At 46.1% G+C, this 17,204-nt stretch carries 17 protein-coding genes and 2 tRNA genes; 6 read left to right on the forward strand and 13 right to left on the reverse strand.

Going from position 1 to position 17,204, the window contains the following annotated elements; all coding sequences use genetic code 11:
• Positions 1-40 precede the first annotated feature (40 nt).
• Both nadE and AAC978_RS15240 read left to right on the forward strand, forming a co-directional pair.
• Positions 41-808 (forward strand): NAD(+) synthase, encoded by a 768-nt coding sequence (gene nadE / locus AAC978_RS15235; RefSeq protein ID WP_341548926.1) that lies wholly within the window; start codon positions 41-43, stop codon positions 806-808.
• A gap of 101 nt (positions 809-909) precedes the next feature.
• Complete coding sequence (locus AAC978_RS15240; RefSeq protein WP_341548927.1) at positions 910-1,485, forward strand: 5' nucleotidase, NT5C type; 576 nt, start codon at positions 910-912, stop codon at positions 1,483-1,485.
• 117 nt (positions 1,486-1,602) lie between these two features.
• On the opposite strand, the gene AAC978_RS15245 is transcribed toward AAC978_RS15240, so the two are convergent.
• From AAC978_RS15245 to AAC978_RS15270, 6 genes are all read right to left on the reverse strand, one after another.
• Positions 1,603-1,944, reverse strand: coding sequence for a nitrous oxide-stimulated promoter family protein (locus AAC978_RS15245; protein ID WP_341548928.1), 342 nt, complete (start codon positions 1,942-1,944; stop codon positions 1,603-1,605).
• 15 nt (positions 1,945-1,959) lie between these two features.
• Positions 1,960-3,309 carry a UDP-N-acetylmuramate--L-alanine ligase gene (murC, locus tag AAC978_RS15250; protein WP_341548929.1) on the reverse strand — a complete coding sequence of 450 codons (1,350 nt, stop codon included), beginning with the start codon at positions 3,307-3,309 and terminating at the stop codon, positions 1,960-1,962.
• 97 nt (positions 3,310-3,406) lie between these two features.
• Entirely contained in the window at positions 3,407-4,132 is a 726-nt protein-coding gene (locus tag AAC978_RS15255) for a cytochrome b/b6 domain-containing protein (protein ID WP_445900320.1), read from the reverse strand.
• Entirely contained in the window at positions 4,095-5,444 is a 1,350-nt protein-coding gene (locus AAC978_RS15260) for a nickel-dependent hydrogenase large subunit (protein WP_341548931.1), read from the reverse strand. Before AAC978_RS15260 ends, AAC978_RS15255 begins: the two co-directional genes overlap by 38 nt.
• Positions 5,445-5,522: 78 nt before the next feature.
• Positions 5,523-6,650, reverse strand: a complete 1,128-nt coding sequence (locus AAC978_RS15265; RefSeq protein ID WP_341548932.1) for a hydrogenase small subunit — start codon at positions 6,648-6,650, stop codon at positions 5,523-5,525.
• 278 nt (positions 6,651-6,928) lie between these two features.
• A complete protein-coding gene (locus AAC978_RS15270) occupies positions 6,929-7,204 on the reverse strand; it encodes a hypothetical protein (RefSeq protein WP_341548933.1) in 276 nt (91 codons plus the stop codon).
• A gap of 153 nt (positions 7,205-7,357) precedes the next feature.
• Between AAC978_RS15270 and AAC978_RS15275 the strand changes: the two genes are divergently transcribed.
• Positions 7,358-8,716, forward strand: coding sequence for an aminotransferase class V-fold PLP-dependent enzyme (locus AAC978_RS15275; protein ID WP_341548934.1), 1,359 nt, complete (start codon positions 7,358-7,360; stop codon positions 8,714-8,716).
• A gap of 555 nt (positions 8,717-9,271) precedes the next feature.
• Positions 9,272-9,346 (forward strand) — tRNA-Thr (locus tag AAC978_RS15280).
• A gap of 136 nt (positions 9,347-9,482) precedes the next feature.
• On the opposite strand, the gene AAC978_RS15285 is transcribed toward AAC978_RS15280, so the two are convergent.
• The 7 genes from AAC978_RS15285 to AAC978_RS15315 all read right to left on the reverse strand — a co-directional run bounded on the left by AAC978_RS15285 (position 9,483) and on the right by AAC978_RS15315 (position 15,659).
• Positions 9,483-10,982: a DEAD/DEAH box helicase gene (locus AAC978_RS15285; protein ID WP_341548935.1), complete on the reverse strand. Its 1,500-nt coding sequence runs from the start codon at positions 10,980-10,982 to the stop codon at positions 9,483-9,485.
• Between the two features lie 122 nt (positions 10,983-11,104).
• A complete protein-coding gene (locus tag AAC978_RS15290; RefSeq protein WP_341548936.1) occupies positions 11,105-11,494 on the reverse strand; it encodes a DUF3021 family protein in 390 nt (129 codons plus the stop codon).
• A gap of 34 nt (positions 11,495-11,528) precedes the next feature.
• Positions 11,529-11,969 (reverse strand): LytTR family DNA-binding domain-containing protein, encoded by a 441-nt coding sequence (locus tag AAC978_RS15295; protein ID WP_341548937.1) that lies wholly within the window; start codon positions 11,967-11,969, stop codon positions 11,529-11,531.
• A 72-nt stretch (positions 11,970-12,041) separates the two neighbouring features.
• A complete protein-coding gene (locus AAC978_RS15300; protein ID WP_341548938.1) occupies positions 12,042-13,355 on the reverse strand; it encodes an alpha/beta hydrolase family protein in 1,314 nt (437 codons plus the stop codon).
• Positions 13,356-13,516: 161 nt separating this feature from the next.
• The gene (locus AAC978_RS15305; protein WP_341548939.1) at positions 13,517-13,645 is read right to left on the reverse strand and encodes a hypothetical protein; all 129 of its coding nucleotides are present in this window, start codon (positions 13,643-13,645) and stop codon (positions 13,517-13,519) included.
• Between the two features lie 93 nt (positions 13,646-13,738).
• Entirely contained in the window at positions 13,739-14,302 is a 564-nt protein-coding gene (locus AAC978_RS15310) for a DsrE/DsrF/DrsH-like family protein (RefSeq protein WP_445900318.1), read from the reverse strand.
• A gap of 85 nt (positions 14,303-14,387) precedes the next feature.
• The gene (locus AAC978_RS15315; RefSeq protein ID WP_445900319.1) at positions 14,388-15,659 is read right to left on the reverse strand and encodes a [Fe-Fe] hydrogenase large subunit C-terminal domain-containing protein; all 1,272 of its coding nucleotides are present in this window, start codon (positions 15,657-15,659) and stop codon (positions 14,388-14,390) included.
• A 148-nt stretch (positions 15,660-15,807) separates the two neighbouring features.
• On the opposite strand from AAC978_RS15315, the gene AAC978_RS15320 reads away from it, so the two are divergent.
• Positions 15,808-15,883 (forward strand) — tRNA-Thr (locus tag AAC978_RS15320).
• 148 nt (positions 15,884-16,031) lie between these two features.
• Positions 16,032-17,204, forward strand: a 1,173-nt coding sequence (locus AAC978_RS15325) for a hypothetical protein (protein WP_341548940.1), incomplete at its 3' end; no start/stop codon positions are given.

Below are 17,204 nucleotides of genomic sequence, written 5' to 3' on the forward strand. Positions count from 1 at the left end.
GGATAACAAGTATATCATGGCATAGAGGAGGCTAAAACCTATGTGGAGTCCTGAAGAATTAGAAGCACGAATCAATATGACTGTAGAATGGCTACGGGAGCGTGTTCATGAGGCTCATGCTCAAGGGCTGGTAATTGGCGTCTCCGGTGGGGTTGATTCGGCAGTGGTGGCCGGCTTATGTAAGCGTGCTTTTCCGGACAACTCTGTCGGCGTAGTACTACCTGCAGGATCGAACCCTGTGGATCGGGACGACGCCCTGTTGACAACGGAAACCTTGTCCTTACAAACCCTAGAAGTGGATCTGACCCATGCTCATCAGGACATTCTGGCTTCAGTTAATGCAGCACTAAGCGCACAAGGGTTTGCATTTGAGGAAAGATTAAGTCAGGGAAACTTAAAGGCACGTTTGCGCATGTCCGCCTTATATACGGTAGCCAATGCTCTTAATTACCTTGTGGTCGGAACAGACAATGCTCCCGAGTCGTATACCGGGTATTTTACGAAATATGGTGATGGTGGGGTCGATATTCTCCCCCTAGCCTCCCTAACCAAGACGGAAGTAAGAGCTTGGGCAGCCCAGCTGGGACTACCGAATAAAATCGTTAATCGGGTTCCTACCGCTGGATTATGGGAAGGGCAAACCGACGAGCAAGAGATGGGAGTTACCTATGATCTCATTGATCGTTACCTCTTAGGGGAAAAGGTTCCCGAGGCTATCCAAACGAAGATTGAAGACATGCATCGTCGTAGCGAACATAAGAGAAAGCTACCACCTGCCCTAGCTTTGCCTAAACTTACGGAGCTCTAGGTTGCCCAGCAGGGTCATAGCTAAATGCTTGTTTCCGGTAGCAGATTTGCTAAGGTCTAAATAGTATAGAAGATAATATGCAAAGAAGGAGGGGCAGGCAGTTGCGAATAGGAGTAGACATCGATGGCGTGGTTTCCGATAGTTATAGGGCTTGGGTCAGGGAGTTGAATCAGCATTTTGGAACCAATATTCTCGAACTCAAGAACTACGATATGCATTTGGATTTTGGAGTGTCTTGGGAGGCTATGGGGAAGTACTTTGATGATAATGTGGCTCATCTATTTGACATACCGCAGCCTGTAGCTGGTGCAAAGGAAGGCATTGACAAGCTTCTCAGGGAAGGTCATGAGGTGGTTTATGTCACGGCCCGCTCCTTGGAAGAAGAAAAGCATACAGTACGGTGGCTAGAAAAATACAAAATTCCTTATGAGCAGATTCTCTTCACAAGCTTCCAGTGCAAAGTAGAATACGCTTTGCAGTGGAAGCTGGAGATTTTCTTGGAAGATTACCTAGGTAATGCCCAAGCGATTTCTGAAGCAGGGATTCATGTTCTCCTTTTGGATGCCAGCTATAACAAGGGGGAACTACCCTCAGGGATCACTCGTTGCCAAGATTGGCGTGAGATTATAAAAGAAATCAGAAAAAGGTCCTTTTATCCTCAATCCGCCTCAATGTAATGAACAAGGGAAGCCGTTTGGCTTCCCTTTAAAATTTCCCATATATATCGAACAGTCCTTGAAGGACTCTACTCATTTTTTCATGATACACCTTATATTTATCTACAAACTAACTTTTTAGCTGATCTCCTCATTTTTGCTCTGGGGCTTGTGTTTCTTATCGACTAGATGCTGGATGGCCATTACCGGATGCTGGAGAATCATCCTAGGGCCCGAGTAACGCATAACGACGCGAATCTTCTCGCGCATATCCTTTTTATAACAATGGACAGTGCAATTTCCGCATACAGGTTTATCCTCCCCAAACATACATTTGTCTGCACGTTTCAGGGAATAAGTTAAAAGCTCTTGGCAATCAGTGCAAAGTCCGGACTCTGTCTTGTGGTTGTCCTTGCAGTAGAGTTTAATCATGACCTCAACGGTCTTTTTTTCACGTTGTGCGCGGGTAGTTTGAGCCATGTTAACCCCTCCTTTTTAACCCACTAGGCTTTGCCCGACCTTATAAATATCTCCTGCACCTAAGGTTAAGACAAGATCTTCAGGAGTTAGGGTCTGAGCAAGATAGTCGCTGATTCCGTCAAGTGAGTTAATATAGCGGGCATTACCCCCTTGCTGGCAGATCAAATCAGCTAGGGAGGAAGAGGAAACAGTGTTAAGATTTTTTTCCCGTGCAGAAGCAAAGATGTCCGCAATGACTACTTCATCAGCGGCCTGAAAGGATTCGGAGAACTCCTGAAGGAGTTTTTCTGTACGACTAAAGGTATGAGGCTGGAACACAGCTCGGATACGACGGTCCGGGAAGGAGAGTCTTGCACCCTCCAAAGTGGAACGGATCTCCGTGGGGTGATGGGCATAATCATCGACGATCAGAGCGCCCGCATTCATGCCGATTTGCTCAAAGCGGCGCTTAGTGCCATTAAAGAGGCCCAAATTCTTCAATATTTGCTCAGGCGGAATTCCAATCTCCAGGCAGAGTGCGATGGCAGCCAAGGCGTTTAAAATATTGTGCTTACCACTCACGTGGAGGTGTAGATCTCCGAGGTGGGTACCATGAGCCATGATTTTCATGGAGCTTCCGCCATCATGGAATTGGATATCTTTTGCGCAGATATCCGCGTCCTCGCTGAAGCCAAAGGTTATGATGGGTGCCTGGGAGTGAATTGACTCCCGGTGGGGATCCTCATGCCAAATAAAAACTTTGCCTTGGGGTGGAATCTTCTGGGCTATTTCCGAAAAGGCCAGGATGACATCATCTAAATTCTTAAAATAATCAGGGTGATCAAATTCGATATTGGTAATGATTAAGTACTCAGGAGAATAATTGAGGAAATGGCGACGATACTCACAGGATTCAGCTAGGAAAAAGTCCCCCTGACCTGAATAAGCGTTACCGCCGATGCTGGGAACATCGCTCCCCACGACAATAGTGGGATCAATTCCGGACTGAAGCAGAGTCAATCCGATCATGGCAGTAGTTGTAGTCTTACCATGAGTTCCAGAGACTGCGATGCCGCGTTTCTTAGACATGAGTCTTCCCAGAAATTGAGCATAAGAGTAAACAGGGATATTCAATTCCCTGGCGCGGGAAATTTCTTCATGGTTTTCATTATAGGCAGCCGAAGCCACAACTATATCAGATTTTTCAACATTGGCGGCAGCAAAGGGAAGGACAGGAATATTAGCCCGCTCTAAGACCGCATCTGTGAAGAAGCGTTCGGAGACATCTGAACCTGTAATCTCTGCCCCTTCGATTTGAGCGGTGACTTGTGCTAAGGCACTCATACCTGTTCCTTTGATCCCAACAAAATGAATATGTAACGGCAAGATACATCTTCCCTTCTAGTTTCGAACTCTACATTCCATTATACCCAATCGTGACACAAAATGTATCATTTTATAAAGGGATTATGAACGGAAATTTTTAGGGTTTTTTCTGCTCACAACCAGTAACCATGGACTGCAGACGACTGAGGTCTGAGGTAGTGCTTAGGTAGCCGTGGAGTAGAATTGTGGTACTAAAGTAGATAGCCCCAGTATACTTGATCATGCGCAGGATTTGAAGTCCTCCTAAGAGCTGTATTACCCAGTCAAGATGTTCTCCTGCCCAGTAAGAGGCTAGGGAGATGAAGAACAGAAAAGGGAAAAGAAGAAACCAACTGCTAAAGATCACCTTTTGCCCGGGATTATAAAACCCTTGGGAAGGAAGAGTCGGTCGTAGATAAAAATAATAAGCAAAAAGACTCGGAATATCTTTAAAATCCTGCCAGGAGGGGAAAAGGGTTTTATCCTTACGCAGGATCATATCCACTAAACGAAAAATGAAGAAGGCTGATGCCAGCCAGCCAAAGCTCACATGCGCCACAAAAACCTTAGCATAGGGGAAAGCAAGAAAGGGTAGGGGTTGATGAAGCACCAGACCGGTAAGAAGAATTCCGGTTAGGGAAAGGGCAAATCCCCAATGAAAGACTCGCACAGGGGCTGGAAAGCCTGGGACCAGTACATCCAATAGTTTGCCCTTTTGAAGTTCCTTCTGGACTGGCTTGCGAAGTTGGGGCTGAGGTTGACATACTTGGTGTTTTTCTTTATTCAATGGCTTCACCTCCAGCCTATTATACTCGTACGTTGAGGGTGCGGAGACGCTCGCCATCAATAAGGTGGACACTGCAGGAAAAGCAGGGATCAAAGGAGCGAATGACTCTGCCGGCTTCTTTCAATTCTGGATGTTCAATCTTGAGCCCGCGAATGGAAAATTCTCCGACGCTGCAATTTCCCTTTTCGTCTCGAGAACTATAGTTCCAAGTGGAAGGGGTAATGATTTGATAATGATCGACTCGCCCTTTGGTGATTTTTACCCAATGACCCAAGGATCCGCGCATGGCCTCCACATAACCTATACCCATCCCTGATTCCTGCTCCACTTTGGTGTTTATGGTCTCCGCACCGGGAACTAAGCGTTCCAGCCAGATCATAGCTGCCTCTGCAATCTTCTTGGCCTCCATGACCCGAGACCAATGACGGCCAATGGCCCCGTAGCCGATAATTTTTTCCTTGGCCACGACGGCACGAGCTAATGGGCCTACCTCGAGAGCATGTCCCTGATAGCGAGGCGCTTTGATCCAGGTGTAACCTTGAGGCTGATTTTTGTCGGGGACAGTTTTTTCTTGCCAAGGATGAATAGGTCCGGTTTGTTCATACCAAGCGGTCGTCACTTCTTCCGTAATAAAGCGATCTTCGAAGGGGTGATGGTTATCTTGAAGGACGATCCCATGGGGAAACAGGGTACTACCATCAGGCTGGGTGAAGCCACCCACAGAGAGGAAGTTGCCGTTTCCTTTGCCTAAATATACGTATTCAGGATATCGCTCGGCCAAAAACTCCACATCCGGAATCATCACGTTATTGATAAATTCAAGAATGGTGATTAGATAACCGCGATAGCGATTAATCTTATCGGCATCCACGTGCATGGTGCACCCTCCGGGTACAATCCCATGTCCATGAGGAGCCTTGCCCCCGAAGACACCAAAAGCCGCGTGCGCATTCCGAGAAATCTCTATGGAATTAAAGTAATGCTCAGTTAGGCGTTGATCTTCCTGGGGAGTAAGGCGGATGTCTCCCTCTAAATGAGGGGTGAAGGGGGGGATATCAGGACCCTTAAAATAATCGGGCATGCTCATAAGATAGAAGTGGCGGAGATGATTCTGCAGGAAATCACTACCCATAATGAGATTGCGGAGAATCAATCCGTTCGGTGGTACGGTCATGCCCAAAGCTTGTTCCACAGCAAAGGAAGACGCCACACCATGAAGAGAAGAGCAAATGCCGCAGATGCGCTGGGTATAGTAAGGCATGTCAAAAGCGGATCGGCCTTCGAGAATTTGCTCAAAGCCTCGGTAAAGGGTGTCCGCAATCAGGGCATCTTGGATCACTCCGTTTTCCAGATGAGCCTCCACCAACATTGGGTTGTGGATTCGGGTAAATGGAAAAATAATCTTCTTTTCCAGAAGCTCACTCCCTCGTTCACTTGTGGTTAGGAATCATGGCTTGGATTCCTTTGGTCGATAATTGCGTATGGTCTTGGCTTTTTTTAAACGGATTTTTTTCTTACCTTTGGTGGTCGACTGAATCAAATTGCGTTGGAGGCGGCCTTTGTAGAGTGAGGTTAGAAAGTGCCCGACTATACCTAAGGTAGTTAAGCCTAAGACCCCTCTGCCGATACGATCCGTTGCTGCTCGGCTTCCCCCGGGAAAGGGAATGTCGGGAAAATGATTTGTAAAAGGCTCCATGAGATCAGGAAAGCCAGGCTCCGTGCAGCCGATGCAGGGAGAGTTACAGCCGATTGGCCAGTTGTAGCGGTCATTCCAGCGCCGGATGGGGCAATCGGCATAGGTGACTGGTCCTTTACAGCCTACCCGGTAAAGGCATTCCTTCTGTCCGATATCTGTAGCAAAGATGCCTTGGTCGTAGTAACGACGACGTGGGCAATTGTTATGAATGGTTTCTCCATAAAACATTTTGGGGCGGCCAAATTTCTCCAACTCAGGCTCTCCATAAAGTGCCAAATGCAGGAGAGTGCCCATAATCCAATCCGGGTGGGCTGGGCAACCGGAGACATTGATGATGCGACGTTCAGGTAAGATCGTTTGCGTACCGGTGCTATCGCTCGGGTTAGGGTAACCGGAGGCAGGTCCCCCATAGGTAGCGCAATTACCAATGGCCACGATATATTTTGCTTTTAAGCCCAGTCTGCGCACTAGGTCCAACCCAGTTACCAGCTGGCCGTTTTCTAAACCTGCGTAGTTATAATGGCCACCGTCCCGACGGATGATGGACCCTTGTACAATGAGTATGAATTCATGGGCCAGATTTTTTTCCATATCCAATAAGACGCTATAGGCTGACTCTCCTTGGTTTTGCATCATGGTCCAATCATAGCGCCATTCAGTGATGTTGGTAAATATATCGGATAGGGTCGGTGTCCAGATATTGTCTAAAGAGATACTATCTCCAGTGCAGGTTCCTGTTTCCACCATTAGTATGGGGAGCTTTTTCTTAATTTCTCCTTGAGCTAAGGCTTTTTCTAATTCGGGGGTTATTAAGCTGATAAAGTTGCCTAAAATGGCTCCTTTGACGACAAGCTTGAGGAATTCACGACGATTCAGCACAGCCTAACCCTCCTTAAAGGAGTATTTTTCCCCAAAGGAAGGCTAATCATTCAAAAACAAGAAGTGGAGTTATGAAAAATCATAACTCCACTTCTTGTTTGGGTAACGAAGTAGACTGGTCACAAATTCCTGCGTCCAGGAATTTATTACGCAACATCAGGCAAACGCGGCATTTCTCCTGACTATGACAAAATATCATGGAACATGTCTAATTTCAAGGAACAATTTTATCTACCATAGGAAAATAGTACCGAAATTCAACCAAGAATGAGAAAGATCTAGCTTTTTTGCCTTTTTTCTTTTTGTTTGGGGTGTTTTCCTTTTTCAGCTGCGCGTAGTTCCTCAAGGGCTTTTTCTTTCCTGTTCCTATTACGTTGGACAACTCGATTAAAGGCAAAACCAATTGCCAAAGCAAGAAAGGCACTGACCACATAGGTGAGTTCCATACTGTTGGCAAAGCGTTGGTCCATATTCGGAAGAATGATGTTAAGGCAAACAAAGGCAATACCGAAGAAACCAAAAATCATCATGTCTTCTCTTTTTTGTGGTTCCAATAAATTCACCTCTCTTTATTTGCATAATTCGATATTATCGAATAGTTTTCCTTCTCCTAAAGACAATGACCTAATGATTTGTGCTTTCATATAATGCTGGAGTGGTAGAAATAAGGCAAGACTATTCGATTCGATGACTTAGGAGGTTACAGGATGAACTTTCGTTTTTTTCCTTTTACACAAAGAATGAACTATGGCCAGCTTTTTCTTGGTCTAGATACCCAAGTTCCCCTTGCTACAGGAAGTTCAATCACAGGAATTAACTTTGATAATGGGGCGACCACCCCACCGTTCCGATCTGTCATGGAGGAAATCAATCGCTTTGCTCCTATGTATGGATCGGTACATCGAGGAGCAGGGTATAAATCTGTAGTCTCCTCTCAAATCTATGAGCAAGCCCGGACAGAAGTCCTCAAGTTTGTCGGTGGAGATCCTCGAACCGATGTAGTGATCTTCGTAAAAAATGCTTCAGAAGCATTGAACAAGTTAGCCAATCGTTTTTACCAGAAGCACAAGCGAGACGTCGTTTTGACTACCTGGATGGAACACCACTCTAACCTTCTGCCATGGCGGGAAAAATTCTCTATCGACTACATAGAGGTTGATGAACAAGGCCGCTTACGCATGGACGATCTTTTGGCCAAACTGGAGCGGTACCAAGGGGCTGTCAAGCTGGTGACGGTTTCCGGAGCCTCCAATGTGACAGGCCATCGAAATCCGATTCATAAGATTGCAGAACTAGCCCATCGTTATGGAGCAAAGATTTGCGTCGATGGAGCTCAGCTAGTTCCCCATGCTCCAGTCGATATGCGTCCAAGCCATTCCCCTGAACATATTGATTTTTTAGCCTTCTCAGCCCATAAAATGTATGCACCCTTCGGAATCGGAGTTTTGATTGGTCCACGGGCATTTTTTGAACAAGGAGCTCCGGATTATACGGGCGGAGGGACAGCCCAACTGGTGACGCCTGACCGGATACTTTGGGAGGATGCACCTCATAAAGAAGAAGCCGGAACGCCTAATCTGATGGGGGTCGTCGCCCTTGTTGCTGCGATCCGGACCCTAAGCGCTCTTGGCATGAAAAAGGTGTTACAGCATGAAGAAGAATTATTGGGATACGCCTATGAACGTCTGCGTTGGATGGATGGCCTAGTGTTTTATGGGGGAATCCCTCTTAATCAACAACAACTCTCGCAAAGGATTGGAGTTATACCCTTCAATGTGGAAGGACTATTTCATGAAGATGTGGCCGAGCTTCTCGCTCGCGAGGGAGGAATCGCTGTACGCAATGGTTGCTTTTGTGCCCAACCCTATGTTCAGAGGCTTCTGCATATCTCTAAGCAGGAGCTGGACCAACACATGGCTAATCCCTCCTTGCCTCATCCAGGAATGGTTAGAGTGAGCCTTGGCCTTTACAACACTAAAGAAGAAATTGATACTTTCATTGATATATTAGGGCGAATTGTCAGTGCTAGATCAAGATCCTTACGCTCGGTGAGGGTGGGATATTAAAGTAAGTACAATCCTATTCTGTGGAATAGATATTTTTTCAGTAATTTGCTACAACATTTCACAAATCGTTCACAAACTAGCAACATATTGCTCACTTTTATGGGCTATTATATAACCATACCTTTTCCTTTTAGCCTCCTTTGAAGATATATATTTTCTTCCCCTGTCAGAAATGGCAGGGTCTTATTTTTTTATGTACATAAGTCTAATACATTGAATGGAACATGACCTTGTGAAAATGAAAAGAATCCCCACGTCTGGGGATTCTCACTGCGCAAGTCCAGAAGATAAAGCGCCAGTTATTGTATGGCTTTGATTACTTTATTTCCTGACTCTTACAAAAAAGTATCATGGGACATGCTTAAAGTCAATCTTTTCAACAAAAATAGACATCAAAATATACGAATTTTCTCAAATAAGCAAAAATAGAGCTTATAATTGAGAATAGGCGAGCATCTGTGCACATGATCTTGAAACATCACAGTACCAAAGACCCGGTCTATGACAGTTGACTTCCCAAAGAAAATCAGGTAGAATTACAGTCGTTAAAAAAATGCCAATGTGGCTCAGGGGTAGAGCAGCTCACTCGTAATGAGCAGGTCGTCGGTTCGATTCCGACCATTGGCTCCAGTAGGATTTCGGCACCGCAAATTTGCGGTGTTTTTTTTATTTAGGAGATAAACGTATAATGTAACAAAGGCCGTTGCAAACAGAAATTTATCCTGTTGCAATGGCCTTTGCAATAAATTATGTCTAAAGTCTACGATTATTTGTCCCTGTTACGGCTACCTGCTCCGGAATGGCCGCGTGTGCCCGTTGAGTTACCACGAGAATTTCCTTTGCCTTGTCTGCCGCGATAGTTTCCACCGGGTCCGCCATCGCGATAACTTCCGCGTCGATCCCTAGCATATCCACCTTGATCGGGACGTCCTTGATTACCTTTTACTCGTAAAGGGGCGACTCCTGTCAATTCGGTTACAGCCTGAACAGGCTCCTTTGTCATTATTTTCAAGGCTGCGGATAGCAAAGTCACCGAATCCGTATCTTCCAATAAATTTTCGGCTAGGTGTTTATAATTTTGGAGGTCTTCCTCTGCTATGACGCGTAGTATTTTTTCTATGGTAACCCGTTGCTGAACTTCGATAGCTTCGATCATAGTAGGAATATTTTTGCGGGTTATTTTACGTTTGGTAAGCTGCTCAATCAGCCTTAGATGACCTATTTCCCGAGGGGTGACAAAGGTTACAGCCAGGCCTGTTTTTCCCGCTCTGCCTGTACGACCAATCCGATGCACATAGCTTTCCGGATCTTGCGGGATATCGAAGTTATAGACATGGGTTACGCCACTTATATCCAACCCTCGAGCTGCAACATCTGTAGCGACCAAGACTTCGATGGAACCGTCTTTGAATTGTCTCATGACGCTATCCCGTTTGCTCTGAGATAAATCTCCATGAATTCCTTCCGCTGAATAGCCCCGTTTATTCAAGGCTTCGGAAAGCTCATCCACTCGACTTTTTGTCCGTCCAAAAACAATGGATAAATCAGGAGATTGAATATCTAACAAGCGGCAAAGAACATCGAATTTCATCTTTTCCGGTACTTCAATGTAATCTTGTTCAATGTTAGCAACCGTAACCTCTTTGCCCTTTATGCTAATGAGCTCTGGATCTTTCATGAATTTTTGGGCGAGAATTTGGATTGGCCTTGGCATGGTCGCCGAGAACAGCAAGGTTTGACGTGCTTCTGGGATTTCTTGAAGTATGGTTTCGATATCCTCTACGAAACCCATGTTCAGCATTTCATCGGCCTCATCCAAAATAACCATATTAATATTTTGGAGTCGGATGGTCCGTCTACGCATATGATCCATGAGACGACCCGGTGTCGCTACAATAATATGGGGTCTTTTTTTCAGCGCCCTAATCTGGCGATCAATCTCTTGCCCACCGTAAATCGGCAACGTGCGGATTCCTTTAAACTGACCGATTTTATTGAGTTCTTCAGCGACCTGTACTGCTAATTCACGAGTGGGGGTAAGTACAATCCCTTGAATATCTTCCGATGTTTCGGCGATTTTTTGAATCAAAGGGATTCCAAAGGCCGCTGTTTTTCCCGTACCCGTTTGAGCTTGACCGATTACATCCTTACCTTTTAAGGCAAGGGGTATTGTTTGCTCTTGGATCGGTGTGGCTTCTTCGAAGCCCATATTAATCACCGATTTAAGTAATGGCTCAGATAAGCCGAGTTCTTTAAAGGTTGACATAATAATTTTAATCTCCTTTTTGTATCTATATTGATGTAGTTTTCCAATTCGACCAAGATCTAATACAAGGCCTTATCTAGAATAGTATACCACCTAGGGGTGTCAAGGGATATATAAGCCTTTCACCGCTCTTGAAAAAGCTTCAACTCCGCGTTTAATCGTGTTGCTTCCCTATAATCGATAGCATAGGAAAAGAAATGAACGAGAAGAAAAACAGCAAACACAGCTCCGGCAACCGCGAACATCATTGGACCATACATGATGTCCATTCCGTAACCAAAGGACAGGATCATTGCTTCCAGGACAAAGAGTTGGAAAATCTTTCGAATCATCATCTGTCGAAGGGTGGGTTCCCTTTTCGAATACGTCACGAAAGAAGGGACCACCCCAATCAAACCAAAAATTAAGGGTGAAAAATAGGCTTCATAACCAAAACGTCGATCCGGCTCATAGATTAGACCGAGGACACCGATGACGAGGGTGACGCAGGTCACGATGATAAAAAAGTTCATCAGGCTTTTCCTTAAAAATTCGCTTAAGCTCATGCTAGCACCCTTTTAACCTTTCCTTGAGTTGGGGAACATATTGCCTTGAGATAATGACTGATTCCCCATTGGCTAGCTTCGCTAGGAATCGGCCATTGAGGGCGGGCTTAATGGAATGGACCTTCATGAGATTTACGATGACCGATTTAGAGCAACGAAAGAAGCGGCTTTCTTCATATCCGGACTCCAATTCGTATAACTTGCTTTTAAGTTCATAAACCTTGCTTTCTAAATAAGCAAACACCTTGTTGTCCACGGCTTCGATATAATATATATCCTTTAAGGATATATAGAAGATTTGCGGACCGTGGAAGGCTTCAATAGAGATTTCCCTAGATTTAAGGAAATCCACAATCTCAGTGATGCTCGCAGTGACTTCGTGGCATTGGATCAAAACCTGTTCTTCTTCTGTCTGAGCGATAGTTTCCACATTGACCTTCATGGGGAAAGCAACCTCATTCCTTAGACACCCTGTTGATAGAAAGGATGGGAAGCCGCCTGAACATGTAGCTTATCAATAAACTGCTTGGATCTTAAGCTCCCCTAAGTCTTTGAGGTAATAGTCAAAGTAATTGAGTACAACCTCATTCATTGTCTCAAGGCAATAGCGACTATCTATATCCCCGGTGCCTAGAATCCCAGCCAATACCGGTGAAAATAAGGGCAGATCCGTAAAGTTTAAATGTCCGGCTCCTTCAACAACCACTTGGCGAGCATCAACAGCATGCTTGTTTGCCTTCATATTACCATAGTTTTCCCCCAATGCCGACGCCTCAGAAAAATGTTCCTCATTGAAAATATCCAGGAGGGGGGTAGGATAAGGCTCTTTATTTAAGACCATTTGGCCATTGTCATAATCAATTTCTTCGCCGAGCATGGTCCCATCAAGGATGACGACGGCATCAATATCCGTCCGCTTTCTTCCTAGGTCAGCGGCGGTGGCTCCTCCTAAGGAATGGCCAAAGAGACCGATACGTTTAGGGTCGATGATCCTGTAGACATCTGCTGTATTCTCTTTTTTAACATTTTCGAGGATGGTATCTAAGACCAGATTCATATCCTCACTTCTTAGTTTTAACCATTGATGGGTGAGTTCATAGGTCTCTTGTTCATTGTATTTACTCGTTTGGGATTGGATAGCGATGGCATCATTCATGAAGTTAGTATTGACAAAGATCATCTTCCCATCGGTCTGCTTCGTGAAGAAGGCATGATAGGTGTGATCGATGCTGCCGACCACATAGCCATGACTGGCTAGTTCTTTGAAGGTGGAATAATTGCTGCCACGAAAACCAAAAGAGCCATGGGAGAAGAGGAGTAAAGGATAGGTTTCGTTCCCTTGGTGATTTTCAGGATACCAAAACTGGATGGTTACGTTTCTATAACTACCAGTATCGTCATAGCTTTCAATTCGAGAGGAGTCGGTTAGGGTGTAGCTTTCTGTTTGCACTGGGTATGGTCCTGAAACCGGAAGTGCTTTATATTGAGGGAAGATAAGAGCGGGTACAAGTACGGCGATCATGAAGAGGCAGTGCCCCAAGGTTGTGAGGATGACGCGTTTTGTTTTCAAAGGCTTTTCGGAAGCTGGGCTTTTTATCACAAAGGAAAGCCCGCTCAGCACCGCTTGGATGAGTAATACCAAAAAAAGAGGAATCCATTGAAAACCCCATTGGATGACTTGGAAGACGAGGAGTAAGGCAAAAAGACCAAAGGTGGCAAGGCGGATAATATGCTTCGCTCGGTTTTGCTGGGAGTTGGTTTTTAGTGAATAAACGACGAGACCAATTTCTATGCTCAGAACGAAGAGCAAAATGACCGTACTCATCATTGAGGAACCCTCCTAAGATTAGATTCTACAAGAAGAATAATCCTCATGTCGCAATCCATCAATAGGTCAGGAGGTTAGTTGCAGAAAATGGGGGTAAGTTGCACAAAGAAAAAGGCCAAGGATTGTCTTGGCCTTTTCTCGCATAAAAGATATTACTCATACTAGCCCAACAGCAATTCACTGAGCAAAACTCTTAGACCTCCTAATACAATTCTCAGTGCTAAGAGAATAGCCACAGCAGCGGCTATGACGCTTGAAAGGGGAATGGCTTCAATATTGAAATCAAACATAATTTCACCACCCTTTTGAAATCTAATGATCGTAAGAAGATAGCCTTGTCTGCTATAACTTATTCACGTTGTCCAAAGGGTGTGAATTAAAAACTAAATAAACAACTGAATCTGAGACTCTAACGCCTCCTGTAGAAAGTCAGTAGCGGTTATGATCTGCACTTCAGGGAGCAATTCTTCTTGCTTAAAGCCCATTACATCCACAGAGAGCTTGCAGCCATAGAATTTTACGCCCTTTTTCCGTGCTCCATTGAGAAAGGCGGTAAGAGGTGGAGTGTCATCATCTTCCATCATTTCTTTGAGCATGGCTTTACCCAGCCCCGCCATATTCATACGGGAAAGAGGCAAATCTTCGATTCCCTTGGGAGTGACCAAGCCAAACATCTGCTCAAAAAGGGTTTTATCTTCGAAAGTCATTTTACCAGGGTCCCGTACTAGAGTTAGTCCCCAAAAAGCAAAAAACATGGTGACATCCATGCCCATTTCCCGCCCGGAATTGGCAAGGACTAAACCAGCGAGTGCCTTATCGTAATCACCACTGAACATAAGGAGGGTCATTTTCTTATTTTTAGCTAGGTCCGTGGAGGGGCCGCCCGAGTTGGATTCTGGTTCTTCAGCTAGTTTAGATGGGATGGTTGTTTTTTGTTGTGTATCCATGGTCTGGACCTCCCTGAAATTCAAATTGTCTAACGTTGTCAAGGGCAAAATCGCCTCTTAACGAAGTCACGTTCAAAAGTCCCATTCAGAAAGTACGCTGGAAGATTGCTGCCGACTCCCCGCTTAGCAACTCTTCCACGCTATCGATTCCTAGTTGTTGAAGCAACTCAAGGACATAGGGGTTATCTGCAGGAGTCGGGGCATCGGCCGCCGCCCCGTAATTGTTTACTAATGCAGTACCTTTGTCGGTTTGAAGTAAAGCCTTGGGGCCACCGACGCAACCGCCTATGCAACCCATCCCTTCGTAGAAGTTTGCCCTAATATCATCGTTCATAATGTCGCTTAGCATAGCCTTGCATTCCTTGATTCCGTCTGCCTGGATCGACTTAATCTTCACCGGTTTATCCGGTCGGATCCGGTTTAAAGTATCAGAGATGGATTTTGATACGCCGCCGGTGCGGGCATATATTCTACCACTGGTAGAGGAGTGTTCACTGGGGATATCCTCCATATCTTCAGGATGGATATCCGTAGCTTCGAAAATCTGCTTGAGCTCATGAAAGGTGAGGACTGCATCCACTGCATCCCGAATATCGGGCTCCTTGGCCTCTGCCTTCTTGGCAATACAAGGGCCGATAAATACAGTTTTAGCACAGGGATGCATACGTTTAATACCACGCCCGCAGGCCACCATAGGGGAAACAGAAGGGGAGATATGGGGGACGAGCTTATCGTAAACTTTTTTGACCATACCCACCCAGATCGGACAACAGCAGCTGGTTAGAACAAAGTCCTTATCCGTTTTAACATGCTTATCAAATTCCAAGGCTTCTTTTAAACTTAAGACGTCGGCAAAGAGTGCCACTTCCACCATTCCGTAAAAACCCAAATGCTTCAAGGCCGCACGGAGCTTACCCATTGTAACTTCACTGCCGAATTGCCCAATAATGGCGGGAGCGACCATGGCGTAGACGGGAACTTCCTTCCCTTGCAAAAGTTCAACAAGCGGGATGAATTCTTTTTTATCAACTAAACTATCGAGGGAGCAGGTCTCAATACATTCGCCACAATGGGTGCAGTTACGGTCTTGAATGACTACATGGCCCTCCATATCACGGACCACTGCATCAAAAAGGCAGGCCGCTTCGCAATTGTGATTTTCATCAACGCTTCCCATATCACAAGATTTGACTTGAAACACAACCTTATCTGGGTCGCCCTTGCCTAAGGCATACTGAACGTAATGTTTAGTATGCTCATCCCCTGCAGACTCGATAGCATCGATTTCCTCTTGAAGATTTCCCTGGTAAGAGGCTTTGACCAAGCGGCCGAAGATTTCTTCATAAGTTGGACTCATTATTTGCCCTCCCTTTTATTAGAAATTAGTATACCCCTAACCTGCTTTGCTAACTCTGAAGATAGAAATTCACTTGGAAAAATTTTTATTGATTTTAATGTTGAAAAAGTTTTTGCCTTATGCTATTATAAGTTCTGTCGCAAGACAAGCCGATGTAGCTCAATTGGTAGAGCAGCTGATTTGTAATCAGCAGGTTACAGGTTCGAGTCCTGCCATCGGCTCCATATTAAACATTACACCGCAAAGAGTTGCGGTGTTTTTTATTATTCAATCATTAGAGATTTTCGAGAGCTTCTCTTTTGGAACTTATCTGTACAAGCCGCATAGTATGAAGTAGTGAGTACAATAAAACCTATGAAAGGGGAGAAAAAATTGGCTTCATTAACAACCGGCTTGATTGAAAACACACCAGTATCTGGTATTAGGCCAACTACAACGTTTACAGTAAAAGCAACCAATGATGATGTACTTGAAGCAACAATTCAAATAGAGGGATATTTCGTGACAGGGACAACGAAGACAAAATATGCCTTGGAGTTATTTGATCTAGCTTCTGGAGAGGTTGCATCGAAGACCTTCTTCGCCGAATTTGATGAATTTGAATTTAATTTTTTCACTAGTTCTGATGCCATAAAGATTTCCGCATGGGGGAAGGATGCTGCTGGAGAACTGACGACAGCTCATCGTTTAGTACCTGCAGAACTCGACCCGATATGGACGGTCAACGGAGTTACAGGAACGACGGGAGCCACAGGGGCTACCGGTGCAGACGGAGCAGTCGGACCGACAGGAACGACGGGGGCTACAGGAGCTACCGGGGCAGACGGGGCAATCGGAGCAACGGGGGCTACAGGAGCTACCGGGGCAGACGGGGCAATCGGAGCAACGGGAGCCACAGGAGCTACCGGGGCAGACGGGGCAATCGGAGCAACGGGAGCCACAGGAGCTACCGGGGCAGACGGGGCAATCGGAGCAACGGGAGCCACAGGAGCTACCGGGGCAGACGGGGCAATCGGACCAACAGGATCGACGGGGGCCACAGGGGCTACCGGGGCAGACGGGGCAATCGGAGCAACGGGAGCCACAGGAGCTACCGGGGCAGACGGGGCAATCGGACCGACGGGAGCCACAGGGGCTACCGGTGCAGACGGAGCAGTCGGTCCAACAGGAGCGACGGGGGCTACAGGAGCTACAGGGGCAGATGGAGCAGTCGGACCAACAGGAGCGACGGGAGCCACAGGAGCTACAGGGGCAGACGGAGCAGTCGGACCGACAGGAACGACGGGAGCCACAGGGGCCACAGGTGCAGACGGGGCAATCGGACCGACAGGAGCGACGGGAGCCACAGGAGCTACCGGGGCAGACGGAGCAATCGGACCGACAGGAGCTACAGGAGCCACAGGAGCTACCGGTGCAGACGGAGCAGTCGGACCGACAGGAGCGACGGGAGCCACAGGAGCTACCGGGGCAGATGGAACAGTCGGACCGACAGGATCGACGGGGGCTACAGGAGCTACAGGTGCAGATGGAGCAATTGGACCGACA

It is taken from the genome of Desulfitobacterium sp. THU1, from assembly GCF_038181555.1.
In the GTDB taxonomy this organism is placed as follows: domain Bacteria; phylum Bacillota; class Desulfitobacteriia; order Desulfitobacteriales; family Desulfitobacteriaceae; genus Desulfitobacterium.

Excerpts from the sequence above, each read along its gene's own strand:
- nadE (WP_341548926.1), top strand. The coding sequence starts at position 41 with ATGTGGAGTCCTGAAGAATTAGAAGCACGAATCAATATGACTGTAGAA.
- AAC978_RS15245 (WP_341548928.1), bottom strand. The coding sequence starts at position 1,944 with ATGGCTCAAACTACCCGCGCACAACGTGAAAAAAAGACCGTTGAGGTC.
- AAC978_RS15255 (WP_445900320.1), bottom strand. The coding sequence starts at position 4,132 with ATGGCGAGCGTCTCCGCACCCTCAACGTACGAGTATAATAGGCTGGAG.
- AAC978_RS15260 (WP_341548931.1), bottom strand. The coding sequence starts at position 5,444 with ATGTTGGTGGAGGCTCATCTGGAAAACGGAGTGATCCAAGATGCCCTG.
- AAC978_RS15275 (WP_341548934.1), top strand. The coding sequence starts at position 7,358 with ATGAACTTTCGTTTTTTTCCTTTTACACAAAGAATGAACTATGGCCAG.
- AAC978_RS15285 (WP_341548935.1), bottom strand. The coding sequence starts at position 10,982 with ATGTCAACCTTTAAAGAACTCGGCTTATCTGAGCCATTACTTAAATCG.
- AAC978_RS15290 (WP_341548936.1), bottom strand. The coding sequence starts at position 11,494 with ATGAACTTTTTTATCATCGTGACCTGCGTCACCCTCGTCATCGGTGTC.
- AAC978_RS15295 (WP_341548937.1), bottom strand. The coding sequence starts at position 11,969 with ATGAAGGTCAATGTGGAAACTATCGCTCAGACAGAAGAAGAACAGGTT.
- AAC978_RS15300 (WP_341548938.1), bottom strand. The coding sequence starts at position 13,355 with ATGATGAGTACGGTCATTTTGCTCTTCGTTCTGAGCATAGAAATTGGT.
- AAC978_RS15305 (WP_341548939.1), bottom strand. The coding sequence starts at position 13,645 with ATGTTTGATTTCAATATTGAAGCCATTCCCCTTTCAAGCGTCATAGCC.
- AAC978_RS15310 (WP_445900318.1), bottom strand. The coding sequence starts at position 14,302 with ATGGATACACAACAAAAAACAACCATCCCATCTAAACTAGCTGAAGAA.
- AAC978_RS15315 (WP_445900319.1), bottom strand. The coding sequence starts at position 15,659 with ATGAGTCCAACTTATGAAGAAATCTTCGGCCGCTTGGTCAAAGCCTCT.